The sequence below is a fragment of the Pseudohaliea rubra DSM 19751 genome (genome assembly GCF_000764025.1).
Taxonomy (GTDB): Bacteria; Pseudomonadota; Gammaproteobacteria; order Pseudomonadales; family Halieaceae; genus Pseudohaliea; species Pseudohaliea rubra.
Genome location: NZ_KN234747.1, coordinates 97,116 through 117,338 on the forward strand (window position 1 = coordinate 97,116; position 20,223 = coordinate 117,338).

20 protein-coding genes are annotated in these 20,223 nt (G+C 66.6%); 14 read left to right on the top strand and 6 right to left on the bottom strand.

Annotated elements, in window-relative coordinates; translation table 11 throughout:
- Positions 1-143: 143 nt before the first annotated feature.
- The 3 genes from HRUBRA_RS02335 to HRUBRA_RS15330 form a co-directional block, all read right to left on the bottom strand.
- Complete coding sequence (locus tag HRUBRA_RS02335) at positions 144-956, bottom strand: SDR family NAD(P)-dependent oxidoreductase (RefSeq protein WP_035514162.1); 813 nt, start codon at positions 954-956, stop codon at positions 144-146.
- A 78-nt stretch (positions 957-1,034) separates the two neighbouring features.
- A complete protein-coding gene (gene dbpA, locus HRUBRA_RS02340) occupies positions 1,035-2,426 on the bottom strand; it encodes an ATP-dependent RNA helicase DbpA (protein ID WP_035514164.1) in 1,392 nt (463 codons plus the stop codon).
- Between the two features lie 204 nt (positions 2,427-2,630).
- Positions 2,631-3,017: a DUF4168 domain-containing protein gene (locus tag HRUBRA_RS15330; protein WP_035514166.1), complete on the bottom strand. Its 387-nt coding sequence runs from the start codon at positions 3,015-3,017 to the stop codon at positions 2,631-2,633.
- Between the two features lie 196 nt (positions 3,018-3,213).
- Here HRUBRA_RS15330 and HRUBRA_RS02350 point away from each other — a divergent pair, with 196 nt between their 5' ends.
- The 3 genes from HRUBRA_RS02350 to HRUBRA_RS02360 are packed head-to-tail and all read left to right on the top strand — an operon-like array spanning position 3,214 to position 5,758.
- Complete coding sequence (locus tag HRUBRA_RS02350; protein WP_035514169.1) at positions 3,214-3,792, top strand: hypothetical protein; 579 nt, start codon at positions 3,214-3,216, stop codon at positions 3,790-3,792.
- Between the two features lie 2 nt (positions 3,793-3,794).
- Positions 3,795-4,400 carry a sensor histidine kinase gene (locus HRUBRA_RS02355; protein WP_144244356.1) on the top strand — a complete coding sequence of 202 codons (606 nt, stop codon included), beginning with the start codon at positions 3,795-3,797 and terminating at the stop codon, positions 4,398-4,400.
- Complete coding sequence (locus tag HRUBRA_RS02360; RefSeq protein WP_035514174.1) at positions 4,397-5,758, top strand: sigma-54-dependent transcriptional regulator; 1,362 nt, start codon at positions 4,397-4,399, stop codon at positions 5,756-5,758. Before HRUBRA_RS02355 ends, HRUBRA_RS02360 begins: the two co-directional genes overlap by 4 nt.
- Before the next feature lie 19 nt (positions 5,759-5,777).
- Here HRUBRA_RS02360 and HRUBRA_RS02365 read toward each other — a convergent pair whose 3' ends face one another.
- Entirely contained in the window at positions 5,778-8,888 is a 3,111-nt protein-coding gene (locus HRUBRA_RS02365; RefSeq protein WP_035514178.1) for an error-prone DNA polymerase, read from the bottom strand.
- 368 nt (positions 8,889-9,256) lie between these two features.
- Between HRUBRA_RS02365 and HRUBRA_RS02370 the strand changes: the two genes are divergently transcribed.
- The 7 genes from HRUBRA_RS02370 to HRUBRA_RS02400 all read left to right on the top strand — a co-directional run bounded on the left by HRUBRA_RS02370 (position 9,257) and on the right by HRUBRA_RS02400 (position 15,334).
- Positions 9,257-10,267 carry a sodium-dependent bicarbonate transport family permease gene (locus tag HRUBRA_RS02370; protein ID WP_035514238.1) on the top strand — a complete coding sequence of 337 codons (1,011 nt, stop codon included), beginning with the start codon at positions 9,257-9,259 and terminating at the stop codon, positions 10,265-10,267.
- A gap of 22 nt (positions 10,268-10,289) precedes the next feature.
- Entirely contained in the window at positions 10,290-10,586 is a 297-nt protein-coding gene (locus HRUBRA_RS15755) for a P-II family nitrogen regulator (RefSeq protein ID WP_407681007.1), read from the top strand.
- Positions 10,587-10,896: 310 nt separating this feature from the next.
- Positions 10,897-11,226, top strand: coding sequence for a hypothetical protein (locus HRUBRA_RS02380; protein WP_035514183.1), 330 nt, complete (start codon positions 10,897-10,899; stop codon positions 11,224-11,226).
- Between the two features lie 192 nt (positions 11,227-11,418).
- A complete protein-coding gene (hflK, locus tag HRUBRA_RS02385) occupies positions 11,419-12,474 on the top strand; it encodes an FtsH protease activity modulator HflK (protein ID WP_035514185.1) in 1,056 nt (351 codons plus the stop codon).
- Positions 12,471-13,412 carry a protease modulator HflC gene (gene hflC / locus HRUBRA_RS02390; protein ID WP_201771510.1) on the top strand — a complete coding sequence of 314 codons (942 nt, stop codon included), beginning with the start codon at positions 12,471-12,473 and terminating at the stop codon, positions 13,410-13,412. The genes hflK and hflC overlap by 4 nt, the downstream gene beginning before the upstream one ends.
- Before the next feature lie 137 nt (positions 13,413-13,549).
- Positions 13,550-14,821, top strand: a complete 1,272-nt coding sequence (locus HRUBRA_RS02395) for an MFS transporter (protein WP_035514187.1) — start codon at positions 13,550-13,552, stop codon at positions 14,819-14,821.
- A gap of 120 nt (positions 14,822-14,941) precedes the next feature.
- Positions 14,942-15,334, top strand: coding sequence for a YkvA family protein (locus HRUBRA_RS02400; RefSeq protein ID WP_052094291.1), 393 nt, complete (start codon positions 14,942-14,944; stop codon positions 15,332-15,334).
- A 22-nt stretch (positions 15,335-15,356) separates the two neighbouring features.
- On the opposite strand, the gene HRUBRA_RS02405 is transcribed toward HRUBRA_RS02400, so the two are convergent.
- Positions 15,357-16,019: a 2-hydroxychromene-2-carboxylate isomerase gene (locus tag HRUBRA_RS02405; RefSeq protein WP_035514189.1), complete on the bottom strand. Its 663-nt coding sequence runs from the start codon at positions 16,017-16,019 to the stop codon at positions 15,357-15,359.
- 218 nt (positions 16,020-16,237) lie between these two features.
- Here HRUBRA_RS02405 and HRUBRA_RS02410 point away from each other — a divergent pair, with 218 nt between their 5' ends.
- Both HRUBRA_RS02410 and HRUBRA_RS02415 read left to right on the top strand, forming a co-directional pair.
- The gene (locus HRUBRA_RS02410) at positions 16,238-16,609 is read left to right on the top strand and encodes a PA2779 family protein (protein ID WP_035514191.1); all 372 of its coding nucleotides are present in this window, start codon (positions 16,238-16,240) and stop codon (positions 16,607-16,609) included.
- A gap of 22 nt (positions 16,610-16,631) precedes the next feature.
- A complete protein-coding gene (locus HRUBRA_RS02415; RefSeq protein WP_052094292.1) occupies positions 16,632-17,594 on the top strand; it encodes a PA2778 family cysteine peptidase in 963 nt (320 codons plus the stop codon).
- 26 nt (positions 17,595-17,620) lie between these two features.
- Here the strand turns inward: HRUBRA_RS02415 and HRUBRA_RS02420 are convergent, their stop codons facing one another.
- Positions 17,621-18,424 carry a M90 family metallopeptidase gene (locus HRUBRA_RS02420; protein ID WP_144244354.1) on the bottom strand — a complete coding sequence of 268 codons (804 nt, stop codon included), beginning with the start codon at positions 18,422-18,424 and terminating at the stop codon, positions 17,621-17,623.
- 118 nt (positions 18,425-18,542) lie between these two features.
- Between HRUBRA_RS02420 and HRUBRA_RS02425 the strand changes: the two genes are divergently transcribed.
- Entirely contained in the window at positions 18,543-19,685 is a 1,143-nt protein-coding gene (locus HRUBRA_RS02425; RefSeq protein WP_035514193.1) for a PQQ-dependent sugar dehydrogenase, read from the top strand.
- An 82-nt stretch (positions 19,686-19,767) separates the two neighbouring features.
- Positions 19,768-20,175 (top strand): RidA family protein, encoded by a 408-nt coding sequence (locus tag HRUBRA_RS02430; protein WP_035514195.1) that lies wholly within the window; start codon positions 19,768-19,770, stop codon positions 20,173-20,175.
- The last annotated feature ends 48 nt before the right edge of the window (positions 20,176-20,223 follow it).

Consider the following 20,223-nt stretch of genomic DNA (forward strand, 5'->3'; position numbering starts at 1 on the left):
TGACGTAATGGCTTGGGAGCCTTCGGGCCCTGTTTATCGGCGCTCTGTTTGTAGGGGCCATGGTCCTGTTCGGCCTCCAGCGCGCCGCCGGGCCTGCCCGGGCCGCTGAGCCAGCGCGGGAGGACGGCGCCGCGCCGGTTGCCTCACGGCAGCTTGTTGTAGTCTGCGCGCACCCGCTCGAGGCGCTCTTCTACCATGGGTCGGAAATCCGGGTGTGTGAAGACGTAGAAGGTGCCTTCGGCCATGGCGTCGATAGCGCGCTGGATCAGCGTGTCTACCGGAAGGCCCTCAGCCTCGATGAGCTCGGCGATGGGATTCATGCCGGACTGCGCGTCCGCGGCGCGTCTGGCATCCGGATGATTGCGTCCGCTTTCGGCGATGCGGGTCTTGATCCAGGCAGGGCAGAGCACGGAGACACCGATGTTGCTCTGCGCCAGCTCCTGGCGCAGGCTCTCCGAATAACCTACGACGGCAAACTTGGTGGCGTTGTAGGGGCCGAAGCCCGCGTTTGCGACATGGCCTGCCAGGGAAGCGGTGTTCATCACGTGGCAGGGTTCATCGAGGGCCTGCATCGACGGCAGGAAGTACTCTACGCCGTAGGCGACGCCCAGCAGGTTTACATTCACCACCCACTGCCAGTCGCGTATCGGGGTCTGCCCTGCCGGAGAGAGTGTGCCGACACCGGCATTGTTGAACAGGAAGTTGACCTTGCCGAGGGTGGTCAGCGTTTCCTCGGCGACGCGGGCATAGGCGTCGGGATCGCCGACGTCGAGCACCGTACCGTGAGCTTCGATGCCTTCGCTGCGGAGCGTTTCCACGCTGCTGTCCAGTACCCGTGCTTCGATGTCTGCGAGCATCACCTGCATGCCGCGGCGGCCGAGTTCCCGTGCCATGGCCAGGCCGATGCCCGAGGCGCCGCCGGTGATGAAGCCGGTTGTGTTGCTGAATGCTTTCATTATTTCTCCGCGTGGGTTTTTTCAAGCCCCGTATTTTATCACCTGGCTCCAGCCCGCAGGCAGGGGGTCCGGCGGGCGCTAGCGCAGGCGCCGGGCGCGCAGGCTGCGGCCCTTGACCTTGCCCTCAGCCAGGAAGCGTAGCGCCTGCTTCGCCACGCTCCGATCAACGGCCACAAAGCTGCGCGTGTCGAGGATGTCGATCCTGCCAATATCGTCTCCGGCCAGCCCGGCCTCGCCCGTGAGCGCACCGAGCAGGTCACCGGGACGCAGCTTCTGCTTTCGCCCGGCGTTGAGTTCAAGGGTTGCCATTTTTCCCGCAAGCCTGAAGCTGCTATCCCGGTCGAGGGAGGCGGGGGTGTCCCGCAGGCAGGGTGTGCCAAGCTGCCCTTCGATCGGCGCCAGGCGCCGCTGCTCGGCTTCAGTGAACAGCGACAGGGCCAGCCCCTTCTCTCCGGCGCGGCCGGTGCGTCCGATGCGGTGCACATAGACCTCAGGGTCGCGCGGCAGCTCGTAGTTGAAGACCGCCTCCAGCAGTTTGATATCGAGCCCGCGGGCGGCCACATCGGTCGCGACCAGCACCGGGCAGCTGTTGTTCGCGAACTGTGCCAGCACCTCATCGCGCTCGCGCTGCTCGAGGTCGCCGTGAATCGCGAGCGATTCAATGCGGTGCTCCTTCAGCAGTTCATTCACTGCCGTGCACTGTTTGCGGGTGTGGCAGAACACCAGCGCCGACGTCGGTCGGTAGTGCTGGAACAGTGCCAGCAGCGCAGCGTTTCGCTCCTGTGTCCTGACCTGGTAGAAAAGCTGCTCAATCACCTGCGGGCGGTGAACGGCCTCCACCGTTGCGCTCACCGGCGCCTTCTGGATTTTTCGACTGATCGCTGCGATGGCGTCCGGGTAGGTCGCGGAAAACAGCAGGGTCTGCCTCTTTTTCGGTGTCTCGGCGATGATGGCGTCCATGGCATCAGCGAAGCCCATGGCCAGCATACGGTCCGCTTCGTCGAGAACCAGCATTCGCAGCCCGTCGAGCTTGAGGTTGCCCTTCTGCAGATGGTCCAGGACGCGCCCCGGCGTACCCACGACCACGTGGGCGCCATGCGCCAGCGAACCTTTCTGCGGGCCGAAGGGTTTGCCGCCTACCAGTGACAGCAGCTTGCAATTGGGCACCGCCCGCGCCAGACGCCGCAGTTCCCCGGTGACCTGGTCGGCGAGTTCCCGGGTCGGGCATAGCACCAGGGCCTGGGTGGCGAGGCTCCGGGGGTTGATCCGTTCAAGGAGGCCGATACCGAAGGCGGCGGTCTTACCGCTGCCGGTCTTGGCTTTGGCGATCACGTCCTTGCCGGCGAGTACCGCTGGCAGGCTGGCTGCCTGGATGGGTGTCATGGACAGATAGCCCAGCCTTTCCAGGTTGGACCGCTGTGCCGGGGAAACGGCAAGGGAGCCGAAGCCGTCATCGGTTGCTCTGGTCATATGCTGGCGTTGCCCGTGGTCTGATTGCTGGATGCTGCTTCCGTGCAGCTGTAGCCGGCAATCTACACTATCCTCCGGAGGACTGCGCTGGGGTCCGCAAGTGAATCAAGCCGGCTTTCGGGGTGGCGCGGCAGGCAGACAGCAGGCTGATGAAAAAGGCCCCCTGTGGGGGGCCGTGAGTGCTGGCGTGGGGTGCCCCCGGGGTCAGCCGCCCTGCATCAGGTTCAGGCGCTCGCGGAGTTCAGGGTTCGCCTGCATGGCTGCGGCGATCTGGTTGAACTCATCGACGGTGAGCCCGAAGGACTCCACTGCATTCACCATGGACTGGGACGCCTCCTCCTGCAGGGCCTGGGCCTCTTCGGTGCTTTCGGCCTTGGGCAGCGCCTGCTGGTACTCCTGGCGGATTTCAGCGATCTTGCCGGAGGCCTTCTGGAACAGTGCCAGGTCTGAATCGCTCACCTCGGCGGTCTGTTGTTGCGCCCGGGGCGGCGCAGTATTGCCCTGGCCCTGCGCGGCGTTGTACTGGGCGCTGGCCAGGGGCACGGCGCCGAGGCTTAGGGCGAGAACGAGGGAAGTCGCTTTGAACGTCATAGAGTTCCTCCTTGTTGGATTGTAGACGCACCCTGCCGCTTTCAAGGGTCGTGCCAGCACATACCCTGCACTCTCGTAACACGCTGTATTCACGAGATAAAAAATTAATTCAGGGGTGACTGCGGTGCCTTGCCGGTGGCCAGTCAGGCATAGTTGATGTATCTTTTTGATACGTTTTTTCAGAAAGTCTGACAAAATGACACAGTATGCCATCCCGGGTCGTTCCCTCAACAGCCTCCAGCTCACACTTATCTTCTCCGTTGCGCTGCCGCTGATTCTGCTCTCTGCCCTGGCCACGCGTGTGATTCTCAGCGAGCTCAACGCCTCCCGGGAGCAGTCCCTGAAAGGGGACCTCGCGCTCGTCGCCCGGGCGATCCACGGACCGGTCAATGAGGCCCTCCATCGGGGCAGCCGTGCCAGCCTGGAAGCGAGCCTGGATTCCGTCTTTTCCCTGGGCCGGGTCTATGGGGCCTCGGTCTATGACCGGGAGGGGCGGCGTATCGCCGCGGCCGGCGCCACGGAGCGCGACATGGCCGACAGCCGCATCACCCGCCGGCTGTCCAGCTCCGGCGAGACCCAGGAGGACTACCGGGAGATCGATGGTGAGGAGGTGTTCTCGCACTTTTTGCCGCTGTTCGATGCTCACGGCCAGGCCAGCGGTTTCATCCAGCTAAGCCGGCGCGAAACAGATTTCCAGGCGGCGCTTCAGCAGCTTACCTGGGCCGTGTGGGCCGGCTGGCGCGGGGTTTTGCGCACGAGCTGGGGGCGCCGCTGAGCGTGATCGAAGGCCGGGCCCGACGCATCGCCCGGCGCAGCCCGGATGCGGAGCCGGACCTGCAGGCGCTGCGGTTGCAGGTGCAGCGGGTCGAGGCCCTGGTCCAGGATCTCCTCGATTACACCGGTGGTGCTCCGCGCGGTCGCGTAGACCGCTTTCCGGCGCGGGTCCTCGCCGAAACCGCCCTGCAGACGCTGCGCCAGGAGGCCGGTGACGGCGCGCCGCGCCTGACGCTGGCAGCGGGCACCGGCAGCGACGCGCTGCTCCGGGCCGACGAGCGCCGCCTTGAACTCGCGCTCCTGAACATCCTCCGCAACGCCCGCCAGGCGGCGGCGGGCGTCGTCACCCTCGCCGTTCACGGTGACGGTGACGGGATCGTTTTCGAGGTGCGTGATGACGGCCCGGGTCTGACCGCGGCGCCGGAGGTGCTGCTGCAGCCCTTCTGGAGCTCCAAGCCCTCGGGCGAGGGCTCAGGCCTCGGTCTTGCCATCAGCGCGGCCATCGTCGAGGAGCACGGCGGCAGCCTCAGCCTGCGCAATGGCGACAAGGGCGCTATCGTCACCCTGCGCATGCCCTGTGATGGCGGGCTGGCGGGGGGTGAGCTATGACTGGCGAGCCCGTACTGCTGGTGGAGGACGATGCGGAGCTGCGCAAGCTGCTCTGTGAGGAACTGGAGGGTGAGGGCCTCGTGCCGCTGCCGGCGGCGGACCTCGCCGCGGCGAAGGCGTTGCTCGCCGAGCAGCCCGTGGCGCTGGTAATCAGTGACCTGCGGCTCCCGGACGGCGAAGGCACGGCGCTGCTGCCGCTCCTCGACCGGCTCACGCCGCGGCCGGCCATGCTGCTGATCACGGCCTTCGGTACCGTGCGCCAGGCCGTTGATGCACTGCGTGCCGGGGCGGACGATTTCCTGACCAAGCCGCTGGACTTCGACCACCTGCAGCTCACCGTGCGCCGGCTGCTGGCGGCGCGGGCCCGGGACCGGGAGCTGGACCGCTACCGGGAGCTGCTGGCCATGCCCAATTTCCATGGTCTCTATGGCAGCAGCGAGGCGATGCAGGGTTTCTTCGAACGGCTGCGGCGGGTGGCCCGGGCCCAGGGACCGGTGCTGCTGCTCGGTGAGAGCGGCACCGGCAAGGAGCTGGCGGCGCGGGCCGTGCACGCGGAGAGTGGCCGGCACGATGGCCCCTTCCTGGCGGTGAACTGCGGGGCCATCCCCGGCGAGCTGCTCGAGAGCGAGTTCTTCGGTCATTTATCCGGTGCCTTTACCGGCGCCCGCAGCCGGCGGCCGGGGCTGCTGCAGGAGGCCGACGGTGGCACGCTGTTCCTGGACGAGATCGGCGAGATGCCTTCGGCACTGCAGGCCAAGCTCCTGCGCGTGCTCGAAGATGGCAGCTTCCGCGCCGTGGGCAGCGACCAGGAGCAGAAGGTGGATGTGCGCATCGTGGCCGCCACGCACCGGGATATCGAGGCGGCGGTGGCCGAGGGCAGCTTCCGCGAGGACCTTTACTATCGCCTTGAGACCTTTGCGCTGCGGCTGCCGCCGCTGCGCGAGCGTGGCGAGGACTGGTTGGCGCTGACCCGTTTCTTCCTCACCCGCTTGCGGCAGGAGACCGGTTCGGCGGTGACCGGTCTCAGTCCGGCGGCCCTGGATCTGCTCGCGACCTACCCCTTTCCCGGCAATGTGCGGGAGCTGCAGAACATCCTCGAGCGGGCCGTGGCCTTCTGCGACGGACGGCAGCTTGAGCCCGAACACCTGCCGGCACGGGTGCAGGAGCGCTCCGCGGTGCCCGGGCCGGCGCCCGGCGCCCCCTGGGACGACTGGCCGACCCTGGACACACTGCAGCAACGCTACCTGCACCGGGTGCTCGAGCACGTGGCCGGTAACAAGCAGCAGGCGGCGCGTATCCTCGGCGTGACCCGGCGCACGCTGTACCGCTGGCTCGAGGACCATGGGCCCGCCGGCTGACCGTGGGCGGCGCCGGGGCTTAGTGAAAGTCGCGGGATTGCACGCCGAGTCCGTTCAGCTCCTCGGTCATGTCGAACAGCGCCCCGGCCATCACGTGGATCACACCGTCGCGCACCTCCACAGTGCCCTTCACCAGCAGCAGCCGCGCGTTCATGAGGGCGGCGCGAAAGCGCTCCTGCACGCGAGGCCAGACCACTACGTTGGCGTTGCCGGTCTCGTCTTCCAGGGTGAGGAAGACGACGCCGGAGGCCGTGCCCGGCCGCTGCCGGCAGGTGACCAGCCCGGCGATACGCACGAAGCGGCCGCTGTTGAGGGTGGCGAGGTCCGCCTGGCGCTTACAGCGGTCGAAAGGTGCGCGGTCGCGGAGCAGGGCGAGCGGATGGCTGCGCAGCGTGAGGGACAGGGCGCGGTAGTCGGCGAGCACTTCCTCGGCCACGCCGGGGGCAGGCAGGGCGACGGCGTCGTCCAGGGCAGTGACTGACTCGGCGGCCTCATAGGCGAGGAGCGGTTTCGATGCCTCCATGGCGAGTACCTGCCACTGCGCCTGGCGCCGGTGGCCGCTGAGGTGGGCCAGGGCATCGGCGGCGACCAGCGCCTGCAGATCGCCCTTGTTGAGTCGCGCGCGGCGGCGTAGATCCGCCACCTGGGTGAAGGGGCCGTTCCGGCGCGCTTCTGCCAGCCGCGTGGCGCCCTCCCGGGACAGGCCCTTCACCAGCCGCAGGCCGAGACGGATCGGGCCGCGGGCTGGCTGCGGGTCGGCCTGGTCCAGCACAAGCTGGTGATCCCAGTCGCTCGCGTTCACGTCTACGGGCAGCACCAGCACGCCGTGACGGCGCGCGTCCTGCAGCAGCTGCGAGGGGGTGTAGAAGCCCATGGGCTGGCTGTTCAAGAGGCCCACGTAGAACGCCGCCGGGTGGTGGCACTTGAGCCAGGCGGAGACGTAGGCCAGCAGCGCAAAGCTCGCCGAGTGCGATTCCGGGAAGCCGTAGCCGCCGAAGCCCTTGATCTGGTCGAACAGCCGCTGGGCGAAGCCCTGGTCGTAGCCGCGCGCGATCATGCCTTCGGTCAGCTTCTGCTCGAAGCTGAGCAGCTTGCTGTCCTTGCCCCAGTTGGTGATGGCCCGGCGCAGAGCGTCGGCCTCGCCGCCGCTGAAGCCCGCGGCAACCATGGCCAGGCGGATCACCTGCTCCTGGAAGATGGGTACGCCGAGGGTGCTTTCCAGCACGCCGCGGATGGCGTCGTCCGGGTAGCTGACCGGCTCCAGCCCCTGGCGCCGGCGCAGGTAGGGATGGACCATGTCGCCCTGGATCGGCCCCGGGCGAACGATGGCGATCTCGATCACCAGGTCGTAGAAGCAGGCGGGCTTCAGCCGCGGCAGCATGGTCATCTGCGCCCGGGACTCGATCTGGAACACACCGATAGAGTCCGCCTGCTGCAGCATGCGGTAGGTGGCTGCGTCTTCCCGCGGCACGTCGGCGATGCTCGTGATGCGCGCCTGGTAGCCGCCGACCAGTTCCAGACTCTTGCGTATCGCCGAGAGCATGCCGAGCGCGAGGATGTCGACCTTGAGAAGCCCCAGGGCCTCGATGTCCTCCTTGTCCCACTGGATCACCGTGCGTTCGGGCATCGACGCGTTCTCCACGGGCACCAGGTTCGACAGCGGCCCCCGCGAGATGACGAAGCCGCCCACGTGCTGTGACAGGTGCCGAGGGAAGCCGAGCAGCTCCTGCACCAGCGTGTAGAACAGCTGCGCCGTGCGGCCCTGCCCGGTCACGCCCTGTTCCTCGAAGCGCTTTTCCAGGTCCCGGGTCTTGTCCCACCAGGCGAGAGACCTCGCCAGGTCTTCGACAAATATCGGATCCAGCCCCAGGGCCTTGCCGACGTCGCGCACGGCGCTGCGCGCCCGGTAGGTGATCACCGTGGCGGCGAGTGCCGCCCGGCGGCGGCCGTACTTCTCGTAGATGTACTGGATGACCTCCTCGCGGCGCTCGTGCTCGAAGTCCACGTCGATGTCCGGCGGCTCGTCGCGCTCGCGGGAGATGAAGCGCTCGAAGAGCAGGGACACCTGCTCCGGCGACACCTCGGTGATGTGCAGGCAGTAGCAGACCACGGAGTTCGCCGCCGAGCCGCGCCCCTGGCATAGGATGTTCCGCTCCCGGGCGAAGCGGACCACGTCGTGCACGGTGAGAAAGTAGTACTCGTATTCGAGTTCGTGGATGAGGGCGAGCTCGTTGTCGATGCGCTCGCGGATTGCCGCCGGCGTGCCCCGCGGCCAGCGCGACCGCTCGCCGGCGGCGACCAGCTCGCGAAGGTAGCCCGTCGCCGTGTGGCCCGGGGGCACCAGCTCCTCCGGGTACTCGTAGCGCAGCTCACCCAGGCTGAAGCTGCAGCGGGTCGCGATGCGTGCCGTCTCGGCCAGCAGCTCCTCGGGGTAGAGTGCCTGCAGCTGTCCGATACTGCGCAGGTGCTGCTGGGCATTGGGCAGGCGCCGGCGCCCCAGGCGCTCCACGGAGGTGTTGTGGAAGAGCGCCGTCATCACATCGTGCAGCGGCTTGCGCTGCGCCGTGTGCATGCGCACATCACCGCAGGCCACCAGCGGCAGCCCGAGTTCGGCCCCGAGCCGGTTGAGGGCGAGGTAGCGCGCCACCTCGCCGTTGCCGAGGAGGTAGTGCACCCCCAGCCACACCCGCCCGGGGCACAGGCGCGCCAGCTGCCGGCCATAGCCGCGGGTTTCTTCGCCTGAATCTTCCGGCAGCCAGAGTAGCAGGCAGCGCTTCAAGTGGAAGATCACGTCCCGCAGCGTCGCCCGGTACTGCCCCTTGGGGCTGCGCCGCCGCGCCAGGCTGATCAACCCCGACAGCTCCCCGTAGGCCGCCCGCGACGGCGCCAGCGCCACCAGCCGCACCCCCTCGACGAGATTGAACTCGCTGCCGATGATCAGCGGCAGGCCGCATGCCTTCGCCGCGACGTGAGCCTTTACTGCGCCTGCGAGCGAGCATTCATCGGTGATCGCCAGGCCGCCGTAGCCCAGGGCTGCCGCGCGCTGCACCAGCTCCTGCGGGTGCGAGGCGCCGCGGAGGAAGCTGTAGCAGCTGAGGCAGTGGAGTTCGATGTAGGCGCTGGGTGGCATGAGCTGGACGGTAGTCTCACATTCCGTGGCAGGGTCGGGGATTAACTTCGCGGTGAGCCTGCGCGGGCACGGCACGCCGTGAGCCAAATACTGTATATTTATACAGTATTGCTGTGCAAGGTGCCGATGATCTCGTGGCGAGGTTGCTCATGCCTTGAGTGCAGGGGTAGCATCAGCTGCGATCAGATGGTGACCTGTGAGGTCTGTCCTGAAGCTGGGGCTGCCGGGAAGGCGCGGTCGATGGTGCTCAGCGTTGCGGGGGCGCTGAGGGCGTTCCTGCACGGCAAGACTGGGCCCGGGATGTTCCTGTCCGTGAACGGTCGTGGAAAGCACGACACAAGCAGCGAAGTCTCATGAAGGTGCTTGCCATGAGTGGTACATTTTTCGCTAACCTGACCTCCCCCCCGTTGCTTTTCTTTTGTCTTGGTCTGCTTGCCACCTTTGCACGCTCGGACCTCGATATTCCCAACCCGGTCGCGAAAGCTGTTTCCATTTACCTGTTGCTCGCTATTGGCTTCAAGGGCGGTGTCGCGCTGTCCGAGAGTCCTTTCTCTGTCGATGTGCTGCTGGCGCTGGGCGCAGCGCTGCTGCTTGCTGCGGCTGTTCCGGTGTTCGTCTACTTCATGATCTCGCGCTGGTTCGATGCTGCCGATGCCGCCGCCGTTGCCGCCACCTACGGCTCGATCAGCGCCGTGACCTTTGTCACGGCAACCCATTACCTCGATAGTCTCGGCATAGCCTGGGGCGGGCATTTTGTAGCCGCCATGGCGTTGATGGAGGCGCCGGCGATTGTTGTCGGGCTCTATCTTTATCGACGAAGCGCTGGCAAGGGCACAGAAGCGGGTGCCGGGGGCGTCGAGGAAACGACACTGTCGGAGCTTCTGCGGGAGGCTTTTCTCAATGGGTCGGTAGTCCTGATCCTCGGTAGCCTCCTGATCGGCTGGGTCAATGGCAAAGACGGGATGGATCAGCTCGCTCCCTTCGTCAAGGCGCCTTTCGTCGGGATGCTCTGTATCTTTTTGCTGGATATGGGGCTGGTGGCCGCGCGCCGGCTTCGTGACCTGCAAGCCGCCAGTAGCCAGGAGCAGTCCGTTCCGCTGACGTCCATGGTGGGCTTTGCAGTGCTGTTACCCGCGTTGAACGGTAGCGTCGCCCTGCTCCTGGCCGTGCTGGCCGGTATGTCCGAGGGTGATGCCCTGCTCCTGACGATTCTCGGTGCCAGCGCCTCCTACATCGCCGTGCCCGCGGCGATGCGTCTGGCGCTGCCCGCGGCCAACCCCGGTATCTACCTCACCATGGCCCTCGCTGTGACCTTTCCACTCAATATCATTCTCGGGATCCCGCTTTTCCATCTGATCATCCAGATTATCGCCAACTGACCTACGACCAGAGGACTGCGCCATGCACCCCTGCAAACGCATAGAAATTATCGTTGAGCGATCACAGATCGATCGGTTGGGCAGGCTCCTGGCCGCGGCTGGCGCCCCGGACTACACCCTTATTCATCACGCGGGTGGTCATGGCGACAGGGGCCATCGCCGTGCTGACGACGTTACCGACACAGACGAAAACTGCGTATTCATTCTCGCCGTCGAGCAGGATGAGGTTGTGGCTGCTGTTGTGGAAGGCGTAAAGCCGATCCTGCAACGGGTCGGCGGCACATGCCTGGTAACGGAGGCCGTCTGGACAGGCAGCTAGGGTGGCCACAGCTCGACCGACGGAGTGAGCAACACCCTTTCTGTCATTTCGGTCACCCGCCAGGGCGCGCTTGGAAATACCGTCCTGCGCCCGAAAGAATAACCGGGTGGCTCCGCTCTTTCCCGCCACCGAGAAATTACACAAGGAGGGATGCACTACCGGACGTAGCTGCGGAGTCTGCTGCATAACAAGGCGGGGCGGCGGGACACGCGTTCCACTCGTGACGATACTTATTATCGGGTAACGTTCCCGCGGAAACCTCGCTTTGAACTGATGGTTCCCGCACTCGGTGCGCCAGGCCTTATGCCCTATGAGAAAGACGGACAGGAAAACCGACAATGCCATCCGCAAGGTCCTGACGGACGCCTGCGAACTCGCGCGGGGACACCACGAAGGCTTCGAATGGCTCACGCATTTCGTAAACTATGACGATCTTCCCGGTTCTTTGTCCGTCGTGTGTGTCTACGATACCAGGGCAAACCTGGCCAGAGCCGACAGGGAGGGCATGCGTGCCCTGGTCAGGGAAAAGCTGGCGGCGATCGATATCCGGCTGAGCGATAGCCGGCGGCAGGTAGGTTTCGATAGTGAAGAGGCCTGTCAGGAAGAAAATCGCGGCAAGTGGAAGGAGCGTTTCAGCTAGCGCTTCCCTCTGAGCTGCAGGCCGGCTCTGCACTGCACGGCGGCAGCCATGCCCGCTTTTTCGTGCGGGTCCATCAGTCTGACCGGCGGCGTCTGGTAAGCACCCGCAGGCCAAGCCGCGATATTTTTCCGGTTTCCGTACAAACCCACCCCCGACGCGTAGACTGGTTTTACGATGACCAGGAGATCGGGAATGATCCAATCCGTAAACGGCAGCGGTGGAGGCCCTTCGGGCCCACCGGACCTGTTCGAATTATTGAAGAAATTCACCAGCGGCGGCCCTCCGGGTGGTCGTGCCGCTGGCCTTTTTGTCGGCATCATTGCACTCGTGCTACTGGCCTGGGGTGTCCTGACCTGTTTTTACACGGTGCAGCCGGAGGAGCGGGCCGTGGTCAAGCGCTTCGGTTCCGTCACGGGCATCACCGATCCGGGCCTGCACTTCAGGCTGCCCTTCGGCATCGACCAGATCCAGTGGGTGGCGACCGAGCGCGTGCTCAAACAGGAGTTCGGCTTTCGCACCCGGGATACCCGCCAGGGCGAGCGCTCCAGCTACAGCGAGGCCCAGTTCGAGGACGAGTCCCTGATGCTCACCGGCGATCTCAACATGATCGACGTGGAGTGGGTGGTGCAGTATCGCATCGATGACCCCATCAAGTTTCTCTACGAGATGCGCGAGCCCACGCGCACCCTGCGCGATATTTCCGAGTCGGTCATGCGCCGGATTGTCGGGAACATGCTCGGCTCCGAGGTTTTGACGATCGGCCGCGTGGAGATTCAGCAGAAGGCCGGGGAGGAGATCCAGGAAATCATGGACCAGTACGATGCCGGCATTCGAATCAGCACCGTCGAAATGCAGGACGTGGTGCCGCCCCCGGCTGTACAGCCAGCCTTTAACGAGGTCAACGAGGCGCGCCAGGAGCGGGAGCGGATGATCAACGAAGCGCAGAAGCGCGTTAACCAGGAAATCCCCAACGCCGAGGGTGCTGCTCTGCGCACCGTGGCCGAGGCCAAGGGTTATGCGACGGAACGGGTCAACCGGGCCGACGGCGAGAGCATCCGCTTCAGTGCCGTGCTGGCCGAGTACCAGCAGGCGCCCACGGTGACGCGCACGCGGTTGTATCTGGAAACCCTGAACGAGGTGCTGCCGGGGATCGGCCAGCTGCTGGTCGTGCAGGAGGGACAGGTGGGTCCGTTCCCCCTGCTCGACGTGAACCGGTCAGAGACGCGTGCCTCCGGGGGTGACCAATGAAAACCACACTGCTTGCGATCGTCGCCGCCCTGGCTGTCCTGCTCGGCTACGTGACGCTCTACACCGTCGACGAGGCGGAACAGGCCATCGTGGTCCAGTTCGGTGAACCGATCGGCGACGTGATCAACGAGCCGGGGCTGAAGGTCAAGCTGCCCTGGCAGAAGGTGCGTTTTTTCGACAAGCGCCTGCTGGTCTGGGATGGCGACGTTACGCAGATCCCCACCCTGGGCCGGGAGTTTATCCTTGTGGATACCACCGCGCGCTGGCGCATCACCGACCCGCTGCTGTTCCTCACCAGCGTCCGGGACGAAGCCGGCGCACGCACGCGCCTCGATGACATTGTCGACTCGGTAGTGCGCGACATGGTGTCGTCCACGGAGCTCGAAGAGATCGTCCGCTCGAAGGACTGGGAGGTCGATGTCGATGAGCTGGATGACCCCGCGCTCGCCGAGCGCAGTGACGTCAACCTGCAGAAGCAGCCCAAGCTGGGTCGTGAGCTGCTGGAGACGGGGATCCTGGAGCGGGCCAGGGATTCCATGCCGGCCCTGGGCATCGAGCTGGACGATGTGCGTATCAAGCGGGTTAATTATATTGAATCTGTGCGCCGGCAGGTGGAAAGCCGCATGACCGCAGAGCGCCAGTCCATCGCGGAGCGTTTCCGCTCCGAGGGCCGCGGCCGCAGCCAGGAAATCCTCGGCAACATGGAGCGCGATCTTCGGCGTATCCGCTCCGAGGCGGCCCGCGATGCCGAGAAGATCCGCGGCGAGGCCGATGCGGAAGCTACCCGGATCTACGGTGAGGCCTTCGGTGCCGACGCGGAGTTCTATGCGTTCTTCCGCACCCTTGAGAGCTACCGGGCCCTGGGCGAAAACAGCACACTCATGCTCAAAGCGGATTCCGACTTCTTCCGCTTCCTGGAAGAGGCGCAGCTGCAGTAGCCGGAGCCCGCCAGCGCGCGCGAGCGGCTGCAATCAGCGTCGCGAGCGCGCCGGGCCTTTGACAGCGGTGGTGGGGACTGTGAGAAGGTCGGGGGATTGTTTGCGCTGACCCGTCCCGACGGGTCCTTGAGGTCTCTATGAGGCAGCTCTCCAGCACGGTCTATGCACTGTTCGGGGCGGCGCTGGTCGCCATCAGCTACGGGCTTGCGCGCTTTGCCTTCGGTCTCTTCGTGCCGCCGATCCGTGACGACCTTGCGTTGGCGTCTGATGTGGTCGGTGTCATCGGTGCGCTCCCCCTGGTGAGTTTCGTGCTCGCAGCGCTGGTCGCGCCCCTTGTCGCCGATCGCCTCGGTGCCCGCTATGCCGCCATGCTCGCCGGAACCGTCGGCGTGGGTGGGCTGGCGTTGATCAGCCGGGCGTCCGATGCACTGCTGCTCGGCGCCGGTGTATTTGCCTGCGGCATCTTCACCGGCCTCATGATGCCCGCGCTCACCGCCGGCATGCAGGCGATGGTGGATCGCTCCATGCATGGCCGTACCAGCTCGGTAATGAATGCGGGCACCAGTATCGGGGTGATGGTCGCTGTGCCGGTCGCCCTTTTCCTCGCCGGCGACTGGCGCCTCGCCTACAGCGGCTTCGCCGTCCTTGCGGCCCTCGGTGTGCTGGCGGCCGGTATCTGGCTGCCGGCGGTCTCGCGCATTACGCCGGCGGATGCCGCGCCGCCGCCCCCGGTCACTGCCTTGCAGTGGTGGCGGCTGTCCCGGCTGTCGCTCTTCGCCTTCATCATGGGCTTTGTCTCGGCCGCTTACTGGGTCTTTGCGCCGGACCTCGTGGTAGCTACGGAGGCATTGCCGCCCGCGGCCACCGGTGCGCTCTGGCTGGCGGTGGGGCTGGCCGGGCTCGGCGGGGCCGCAGTGGCGGACCTCGCCGATCGCAACAACCCCGCGATCACCCAGGCGCTCATGCTCATGATGCTGGCCGCGAGCCTGTCGCTGCTGGCGGCAAGTCCGGGGCAGATCGTGCTGGCGGTGTTCTCCGCCATGGTCTTTGGGCTCGCTTACATGAGCCTCACCGGGCTCTACCTGATGACCGGAATCCGACTCCTGCCCGGGCGCCTGTCTCTGGGGCCGGTGCTGCCCTTCATGGCCGTTGCTCTTGGCCAGGCCGCGGGCTCCCCGGTCGTCGGTGTCCTGGTCGGCTACCTGGGCTATACCGACGCCTTCTCCCTCTTCGCCGTGCTGGGAATCATCGCGGCGCTGTTGTCGCCGCTGTATCCGCGCCTCATCGACTACGGCCCGGTGGACGACGGCGGAGATCTGACCGGCCTCCAGGCCGCCTACGACCAGCAACTGCGGGACGAGGCCGGTGAGCCGCTGCAGGTCGTGGCCACCGGTGTGCTCCGGGAGTAACCGTGCCCTCCTGGTGCACCGGCGGAAGGGCCGGATGCGCTATCCTTTGGGGCAAAGCCATGACGACCAGCGCACCCTGCCAGGCCCGGCAGGCACCGCTGCGGAGCAGGAGACGAACGTATGGTGAAGGGACCTGGCAACACGTTTGATGAAGCAGGCTTCTGGGCCAAGCTCCGGCGGCAGGGGGCACAGGCCGGGCGAGAGGTGATCGAGAAGGCCCTCTGGCTCTACTACGCCGCCGAGGCCCCGGGGACGCCGGCCTGGGCGCGCTCGGTGATCTATGGCGCTCTGGCCTACCTCGTTTTCCCTGCCGATGCGATCCCGGACGCTTTGCCGGCGGTGGGGTTCAGCGATGATCTCGGCGTCCTCGCGGCCGCTGTCACTACTGTGGCCCTGTTCATCGACGACGAGGTTCGTCGGAGGGCCGGCGCGACCCTGGAGCGATGGTTCGGGCGCCGAAGCCGCCAGGGCCTGCCGATGCTTTGTGCGTTGACGGAGCGCGATGTGCCATGAACCTCCAGGGGCCGGTGGGCAGCTAGCGCTCTTTCAGCCCCGCCTGCTTCAGGCGCCAGAGCAGCAGCTCCAGCCGGTCCTGGCCGAAGAAGGGTTCGCCGCGGAAGGCGCAGGTGGGCACGCCCCAGTGGCCGGCCGCATCGTGGGCGGCCTGGTTTTCCTCGATGATGGCTTCGAGCCGGTCGCTTTCGGCCTCGACCTGCGCGTCCATCGCAGTGAGGTCGAAGCCGGCGCGGGCGGAGGCCCGGGCCAGGTGCTCGCCCTCGTGCCAGTCCTTGGTGCTCCCCCAGATTACCCGCGCGATCTCGTCGGCGAAGGCGATGCCGTCACCCTGCTCCGCAGCCAGGGCGCCCAGGCGCGTCAGGCGGTGTATGTAGGGCTGCTCCTCGCCGGTCTGCCGCACGCCGTTGTCGTCGACATACTGGTTGACCGGGTCCGGGTCCGGCCAGCTGATCGGGAGGTCCAGGTATTCGGCGCAGCGCACGAGGTCGGTGAGAAAGTAGCCGAGCCACTGCGGATGCTGGTTGTGAAAGAACTCGGGGGTGCGTATCGCCAGCGGGTACACCGGCCGGAAGTTCACCGTGAGGTCGTAGCGTGCCTGCCAGTCGCGCAGGCGGGGGGTTGCCAGGTAGGACCAGGGGCTGCGGAAGGACCAGAAGACGTCGATTTCCAGGGGCTCGCTCATGGCGTTTCTCGCGACTTTTTTTGTCAATCCGACCATAGCATGGAACCGCGTCAACGGTGGTGCGCTTGGTGGCGTGTGATGGCGTGTACGCAGAAACCTTGCAGGGCACGCCGGGAGACCGAATTGAAATTAGCATTGCAGAATGCAATAAACTCCTAGGCAGCGGTGTGCGCCTCCAGTAGCATGGAGAATCGCTCAGGGCCTGATGGAGGTCTGCCATGCTTTCCCGTTTTCTGATCGTACTTCAAGTGATCATCTTCCTGGCTGCCACGGCAGCGGTGCCTGCCCGGGCGGCGGTCGTCGGCAACGGTGACTACTTTGCCCCGGCGCGCGCCGGGCAAGCGCTGGGGGCCGCCGGCGCTGCGCTTGCCCGTGCGGACGTGCAGGCCCAGCTGACGGCGCTCGGTGTTGATCCGCAGGATGCCCGTGCCCGGGTGGCAGCGCTGTCACCCGCAGAGCTGGCCCAGCTGAATGCACGCTTTGACGAGCTGCCCGCGGGCAGCAGTATCCTCGGGCTCGTCGGCGCTGTCTTCGTAGTGCTGCTGATCCTCGAACTCGTCGGTGTCACTGACGTTTTCAGCGGCGTATAGGGGCAGGCGCCTGCGCCGTGGGGTGCGCCCCGCGGCGGTTTTCTCCCTCCTGCTGACGCTTGTGGCCGGTTGCAGCCTCTCGCCGGCACGGCCCCCTGCGGGCGCCGATGCCTCGGTCGAGCTCGCCGCCGTTCCCTTCTTTCCCCAGGCGCGCTACCAGTGTGGTCCGGCGGCGCTGGCGACGGTTCTGGCGGCGACCAGCCTGCCGGTGACCGCCGACGCTCTGGTCGATGCTGTCTACCTGCCCGGCCGCGAAGGGAGCCTTCAGGCCGAGCTGGCGGCCGCGGCCCGCCGTCATGGTCGCGTGCCATTCCCGGTAGCGGCCAGCGAGGAAGCACTCGTGGCGGAACTGAGCGCGGGGCACCCGGTATTGATCCTGCAGAACCTCGGCCTCGACAGCCTGCCGCGGTGGCACTATGCGGTGGTCGTCGGCTATCGGGTCGACACTGCGCAATGGGTCCTGCGCTCCGGGCGCGAGCGCCGCAGGCTGGAGGGCGTGCGCGCGTTCCGCAGGCACTGGGAGGGTGGGGCTCGCTGGGGCCTGGTCGTGTTGCCGCCGGGGCAGTTGCCCGCGGTGGCGACGCCGCGGGTTGTCGCCGGTTCCCTGGCTGCCGCCGAGCCCTTGCTTGGTGCTGGTGCTACCCTTGCCGGTTGGGAGGCAGCGCTCGCCCGCTGGCCTGCTGACGCGGACCTGGCCTTCGGCGCCGGCAACAGCTTTCGGGCCGCGGAACTTCCCGGCGAGGCCTTTATTCACTACCAGCGGGCCCTGGCCATCGACCCGCAGCACGCCGCCACGCGCAACAATCTTGCCGACCTGCTGCTGGCCCAGGGTTGCGCCGGGCAGGCGCGGGCGGCGCTGGCGCCCGCGCTGAAAGCGGTTGGCGCCGATGATCCGCTCGGCCCTGTGCTGGCCGCCACGGCGCAGCAGATCGAGGTAGCTGCTGGCGGCAGCTGCAAGCTGCCGGGAGACCTTGCGGCGGAGTAGCCGCCAGGGCGTTTGCAGCGATCCTTTCAGTGGTCGGCTGCCGCCGGGTCCTGGCGGTAAAAGAGCGCGAGCTGGGCGTATACGCGGGGGAAGCTGGCCTGCAGCCGTGCCGGTGTCTCGAAGAACGCCTCCGAGAGCACGGCGAAGAACTCGCCGGGCGATTCCGCTGCATAGGGATCGATAGCGGTCGCCTCGCCCGCAGCCACCGCGTCACGAAGGGCCTCGTAGGCAGCACTGAAAGCCTCGGTCCAGGCAGCGGGATCCATGCCCCGGTGCAGCGGCGGCATGCCGTTGGGGCCGCCGCTCAGCATGTCGAGCTTATGGGCGACTTCGTGGATGATGATGCCGCCATCCAGGTCGCCGCCGGGGCCAGCCCGGGCTATGTCACCCCAGGACAGAATGACCGGCCCCTGTTCCCAGGCTTCGCCGGCGAGTTCCTGGCGGCTCTCGTGCAGCACGCCGGCGTCGTCGACCTCCCGATGGTCGACGAGGAAGGTGTCCGGGTAGACGATGACGGTGCGCCAGCCGCCGTAGGCTTCTAGCCCCAGCTCAAGGATGGGCAGGCAGGCCTGGGCCGCGATGGCCGTGCACAGGTGCTCGTCAAGCGCCTGATCGCCGGCGCCGACCATGGTCTTCTCAGCAAGGAAAAGGCCGGCGAGTCTGCGCAGGCGCGGGCGCTGCTCACGATCCAGGTAGCCCAGGACCGGCAGGCGACGGCACGCGTCGTGCCAGGTGCTGTAGCCGATGCGGGTGCGGCGGAGCAGCCGGGCGCGCTTTGCGCGGGTAAAGCGGTGGCGAAAGCGGGCGAACATGGCTTGTGGTGCGGTCACGGCCGGAATGGTCAGTGAACGATAACAGGTTCCCGCGCCGTTGTGCCTTGCTGGCGGCTCCGCCAGGGTTCCGCTAGAGTCACCGCTCAGTCATCGTATTCTCTCGAGGAGTTACAGCATGGTCAGCTTACGCTACCTCCTGTGCACGTTCGCGCTGCTTCCGGTCCTGGCCTGCGCCGAGGCCGGAGGGCCCTTCGAGCGCGAGGTCATCACCGATTTCGACGAGCCCTGGGCGCTGGTTTTCCTGCCCGGGGGGCGCATGCTGGTCACCGAGAAGAAAGGTAATCTGTTCGTCGTGTCCCGGGACGGCGCGAAGGCGGGGCCGGTCAGTGGGGTTCCCGATGTCGCCTACGGCGGCCAGGGCGGGCTCGGCGATGTCGCCCTGCATCCGGACTTCGCCGACAACAGCCTGGTCTATCTCAGCTATGCCGAGGCCGGCACGGGCGACACGCGCGGCGCCGCCGTCGCCCGCGGGGTGCTGGACGTCAGTGGCCGCCGCCCTGCGCTCCGGAACCTGGAGGTGATCTGGCGCCAGTACCCGAAGGTGCTGGGCTACGGCCACTACGGCCACCGGCTGCTTTTTGATGATGACGGCTACCTGTGGATCTCCTCCGGCGACCGGCAGAAATTCACCCCGGCGCAGGATATGCAGGCCAACCTCGGCAAGATGATCCGTCTCCACGACGACGGTTCCGTGCCCGCGGACAACCCCTTTGTGGACTACCGCAGCGAGGAGCCCCTGGTCGATGATGCTGCCGTCTATGGCGAGATCTGGTCTGTCGGGTATCGCAATCCGCTGGGCATTGCTGTCGATGGGGACGGCCGGCTCTGGGAACTCGAAATGGGCCCGGCCGGCGGCGACGAACTCAATCTGGTCCAGCGCGGCGCCAACTACGGCTACCCGGTCGTTTCCAACGGCGACCACTACGACGGGCGCCCCATGCCCGACCACGACACGCGGCCTGAGTTCGAGGCGCCCAAAGCCTGGTGGACCCCGGTCATCTCGCCCGGTGACCTCATGATCTACCGCGGCGACCTGTTCCCGGGCTGGCGCGGTGATGCGCTGGCCGCCGGTCTGTCGTCGCAGGCCATTGTCCGCATCCACCTCGGGGAAGACAGCGCGGAAGAGGTGGCACGCTACCCCATGGGGGCGCGGATCCGTAGCGTTGTCGAGGGGCCGGAGGGCGACCTCTGGGTCCTCGAGGACGAGCGCGGCAGCAGCCAGGGGCGCCTGCTCCGGCTGACGCCCGCCGGCGGCTGAACCGGTCGAGGCAGCGGCTGCGCCGATGTGGCCCGTGCTGTCGGCCGACAGAGACTGTTGCTAACAAGGAGATTGATCGACCATGGATGCAGTGCAAGTCAGTACCGAGCCGGACCCGCTGGCCCCCTACCGGATTTCGCAGGCCTTTCGTGTCGGCGATCTGGTAATTACCTCGGGCCAGGCAGCCATCGACAGGGATGGCAACCTGGTTGGCGCTGGCGACTTCGCCGCGCAGGCGGAGCAGGTGTTCGCGAACCTGGCGGAGGTGCTGGAAGCCGGTGGCTCGAGCCTGGCCCGGGTTATCAAGGTCACCATTTACCTCACGGACATGGCGCGCTTTCCCGACGTGGTCGCCCTCCGCGAGCGCTACTTCACGCCGCCCTATCCGGCGGACACAATCGTGGAGGTCAAGGCCCTGGCCCTGCCCGAGCTGGAGATCGAAATCGAGGCCACGGCGCTGGCGGCGGGCAGCACCCTCGCTGCGAAGTGAGCCCGGTGCTCAGTGATTTCCTGGCGTGGCGCGTGCTCCCGCCACGGT